Origin of the sequence: Anoxybacillus sp. J5B_2022 (assembly GCF_026847645.1) — a bacterium.
In the GTDB taxonomy this organism is placed as follows: Bacteria; Bacillota; Bacilli; order Bacillales; family Anoxybacillaceae; genus Anoxybacteroides.
The window spans coordinates 1-4,078 of sequence record NZ_JAPSMC010000104.1 but is presented as its reverse complement, the minus strand read 5'-3'; the positions used below and the strand labels follow the sequence as shown (position 1 = coordinate 4,078).

Genomic DNA, 4,078 nt, shown 5'->3' with positions numbered 1-4,078 from the left:
ATTTAATAATATTTGAAACTTATGTTTGAATGAATACTCTCCCACTTACGTTAAGCTTAGAAGGGCTATAAAAAGTTCTAACCACAACATTGCCATCACCTTCAATGGTTTAAAAAATCATTTATCAAATACTCTGCATCGGCACCCACTCCTCCAATAAGAGCGGATCCTCTTCGATACTGCCACGGCAATCCTAAGAAATATAATCCTTGTACAGAATCAACCAGCTCCGAAGAGGGTTAGATTCTCATTTCCCCGTGATGGATTTGAGAGGTTTCAATTTGAATGGTTGTATGCTGAATTTTAAAGTGTTCCTCAATAAAATGGATCGCTTCTTGTAAAACCTTTTGGCTGTCTTGATGATCTTCAATCAAAATATGGCAACTTAATGAGTCCAACCCTGAAGTAATTGTCCAAATATGAAGGTCGTGAACGTCAATCACTCCTTCAATACTTTCTAAGGCTTTTTTCACTTCATTTTGGTCAATGGTAATAGGCGTTCCTTCCATCAAAATATGAACCGTATGTTTAATAACTCCCCAAGCACCTTTCAAAATTAATAAAGCAACCAAAACTGAAATAATGGGGTCTGCAATATACCAACCAAAGAGCCACATAACGAGTCCTGCAACAATGGCTCCAACAGAACCTAAAGCATCTCCGATAACGTGAAGATAGGCACTACGAAGATTGACATTATTTTTAACATCACCTTTTCTCATTAACGCCCAGGCGCTTAAAAGGTTGGCAAAAAGTCCAATGAATGCAATCAGCATCATAGAACCGCTAGCTACAGTTGGCGGGTTGTAAAAACGCTGAATAGCTTCCCATACGATAAATCCAGCGATAACAAACAAGGTAACTCCATTAAATAAAGCGGCTAAGATTTCAAAACGATAAAAGCCATACGTTTTATTGGGGGAAGCTGGTTTGGTTGCAAACCAAATTGCAACTAAGCTAAGAATAAGTGAACTGGCATCACTAAGCATATGACCAGAGTCAGAAAGAAGGGCTAGGCTGTTTGTGATTAAACCTCCGAAAAACTCTAACAACATAATTCCAGAGGTGATGAGAAGGGCAATCGTAAGCCCCTTTTTATTACCTTCTCTGCCGAAGTCGTGGTGATGATGTCCGTGACCGTGATGATGGTGATGACCGTGGTGATCGTGAGAATGATGGTGATGATGATTATGCATTGTAAAACGCCTCCTTAATGATGTTCAGAATGGTCAATGGCTTGTTTTAATAATGAAATAACGTGTTCGTCATCGCAGGAGTAAAATAGTGTTTTTCCTTCACGGCGATACTTAACCAGTCTCAGATTTCGTAACATACTAAGTTGGTGGGAAACAGCTGATTGAGACATTTCCAATACTTCTGCAATGTGATTTACATTGCACTCTTCTTGCGATAACAAATAAAGAATTTTGATTCTTGTTGGATCGGCTAATACCTTAAATATTTGCGATACATTTTCAATGGTTTCAGATTTTAAGAAAGAATGGTCTTCGGTTTTCATTATGATTTCCCTCACTTTATTTATTATATATGAGCATATGTTCATATGTATGTAATAATATTTTAAATTCAGTTTTTTGTCAAGTTTAGGAAATGTTTTTTAATGAAAATGGGTGATTTAGCTCATAATGAATGAGAGGAGGCTGATGATATGGGAGACAATCATAATCATTCCCACGTATCAGATAACAAAAAGGGATTAATGATCGCTCTTCTTATTACTTCGGGGATAACGGTTTTGGAGTTCTTTGGTGGACTGTTTACGAATAGCCTAGCATTACTATCGGACGCAGGGCATATGTTAAGCGATATTGGCTCTCTAGCTTTGAGCTTGTTTGCTATGTGGTTCGCCGCAAGACCCCCTTCTCCACGAAAAACATACGGTTTTTACCGATTTGAAATACTGGCAGCTATGTTGAATGGACTTCTCTTATTCGTCATTGCGGGATTTATTTCTTACGAAGCTTATAAACGTTTTTTTGAACCTCCAACAGTCGCAAGTGGTACAATGATGCTCATTGCTACCATTGGATTGTTGGCAAACATCACCAGCGCATTTATTTTGACAAAAAAAAGTGATACCAAAGAAAATGTAAATGTGCGAAGTGCCTATTTGCATATCATTTCTGATGCATTAGGTGCGATTGGGGCAATTGTGGCAGGGATTGTAATGTACTTTTTCGGCTGGTATGTGGCTGACCCCATCATCAGTGTTGTCGTGTCGCTATTAATCTTGAGAAGCGCTTGGGGTGTGGTAAGCAACTCCTTTCACATTCTTATGGAAGGAACGCCGATTACAATTGATATGGACAAAGTAAAGCAAACTCTTCAATCCATTGAGGGCGTAAAAGATGTTCACGATTTACACATCTGGACAATCACCTCTGGGTTGGATTCGCTCAGTTGCCATTTGCTCATTGATGATACCAAGGATAGTCAGGACATTTTGAAACAGTCCATCCAACGGATTGAAGAAGAATTTCACATCTTGCATACGACAATTCAAGTGGAAAAATCGGACTTACAACATACCGATTTAAGGGTATAAAAAGGACAGCAGTAAGCTGTCCTTTAAAATATAAGCACATCTATTGTAAATTCTTATTCAAATTCCCGTATGACGTTATCCTCAAGTTTTTTACAGAAAAAATAAGTAAAATGAAACCAATACAAAACCAATTATAGCCATTATAACACAGTATATTTTTGTAGATGTGCGTAAAGCTGTTCCAAAAATTTCTTTTCCCGTCACTGAAAGCATTACCCCCATCGCCAATGCGATAATCATTGCTATTAGCCAAGGAACCCCCATTCCATAATTGCTTCCTATGAAGGCTCCAACTCCTACGGGGGCGGAGGCTATGGTTGCCCCAAGTATGATGCTGAGAATTCCAAACCCAGCCATCAACAAGGGAGTAAAAACAGCAATCCCTTCTGGAATATTGTGAAGCATAATCGTAGTCATCATTGGTTTAGTCAATGAAGCGTGAGTATTAGTTCCAAGTGCAATGCCTGTTGGAAAATTGTGCAGGGCAATACTGAATGTTAAAAATAGACCAGAATGTACGAATACGTCTTTTTTAGCGTCATTTGTAATAATGATCACATGATGAGAAACCTTTTCTAGATGCTTGTAAATAAAATAACCAAAAATCAATCCGACAATAACAATAAACCAACCTCCGATTTCTATACTTTCAGGCAAAATTTCCATTGTGACCAATCCAAATATCATTCCACTACATATTGAAAAAATGGTCGGCATTCCTTTTTGTAAACTTTTAAACAACCAAGCAATCACTCCACCAGATAACATTCCAATAGCAGAAGCAGAAAACCCTAAAAGCCCAAGTGAATTCACCCATCGTCCCCCCTTGTACTAGTTGTCTTTACTTTGTATATCTATCAAAACCATAAAATATGCCTTAAGAAAACAAAAAAAATCCTCCGCCGTGGGAGGATTTTAAAGTTGTTATGAGACTTTGACTACGAAAGGAACGGTAATAACCTTGCCTTCGTGTTGGAACTGACCCCAAATTTTATAGATTCCACTCTTAGGGAACTTAGTCATAAATTTGGCGTCTGGTCCTTTTGCCTTTTCGTCCATTGGATGTACGTGTAAATATTCGTCAGTGTTTTCACTAATGATTACAACGTGTCCAACAGCGCCTAAGTATGGCTGTAAATTAGTAATCGGTTGACCTGTCTTTTGGTCTTTAATGTTAAAGTTCAATGTAACATCTGTTCCAGCTTTGAGTTCATCAAAAGATAATGTAATTTCCTTGCCTTCCACAATTTTCGTTAAATTTTCGTCTGGTTTTAGTGGCGTGGTTTGTACTTTTTCTCCCTCAACCGTAACAGTGTGATTTTTTACAACTTTTGATGCCCCTTTTAGAACATAATCCGCATATAATTTATATTCTCCTCCAGCAGGAAAGTTTAAGGCAATCGTAAATAGTCCGTCACCTTTGTATTCAGGGTGTAAATGGTCAAAATAAGATAAATCTTTACTTACCACAATCAGATGCATTAGCTTTTCGTGCTGAATATCAAAGTCTTT

Annotated in this window: 5 protein-coding genes and 1 pseudogene; 1 reads left to right on the top strand and 5 read right to left on the bottom strand. The window is 37.9% G+C overall.

All coding sequences use genetic code 11. The features are described from left to right. Positions 1 to 101: 101 nt before the first annotated feature. The 3 genes and pseudogenes from M4I42_RS16325 to M4I42_RS16315 form a co-directional block, all read right to left on the bottom strand. Positions 102 to 224 (bottom strand): annotated as a pseudogene (locus tag M4I42_RS16325) (oxidoreductase); the annotation flags it as partial. Positions 225 to 239: 15 nt separating this feature from the next. After that, the gene (locus tag M4I42_RS16320) at positions 240 to 1,196 is read right to left on the bottom strand and encodes a cation diffusion facilitator family transporter (protein ID WP_004891650.1); all 957 of its coding nucleotides are present in this window, start codon (positions 1,194 to 1,196) and stop codon (positions 240 to 242) included. Positions 1,197 to 1,210: 14 nt separating this feature from the next. Next, entirely contained in the window at positions 1,211 to 1,519 is a 309-nt protein-coding gene (locus M4I42_RS16315) for an ArsR/SmtB family transcription factor (protein WP_009361456.1), read from the bottom strand. A 150-nt stretch (positions 1,520 to 1,669) separates the two neighbouring features. Here M4I42_RS16315 and M4I42_RS16310 point away from each other — a divergent pair, with 150 nt between their 5' ends. Continuing rightward, the gene (locus M4I42_RS16310; protein WP_009361455.1) at positions 1,670 to 2,566 is read left to right on the top strand and encodes a cation diffusion facilitator family transporter; all 897 of its coding nucleotides are present in this window, start codon (positions 1,670 to 1,672) and stop codon (positions 2,564 to 2,566) included. A 90-nt stretch (positions 2,567 to 2,656) separates the two neighbouring features. Here the strand turns inward: M4I42_RS16310 and M4I42_RS16305 are convergent, their stop codons facing one another. After that, positions 2,657 to 3,379, bottom strand: coding sequence for a ZIP family metal transporter (locus M4I42_RS16305; protein WP_063193535.1), 723 nt, complete (start codon positions 3,377 to 3,379; stop codon positions 2,657 to 2,659). Between the two features lie 111 nt (positions 3,380 to 3,490). Continuing rightward, the coding region (locus tag M4I42_RS16300) for a hypothetical protein (protein WP_268853110.1) at positions 3,491 to 4,078 on the bottom strand (588 nt) is incomplete at its 5' end.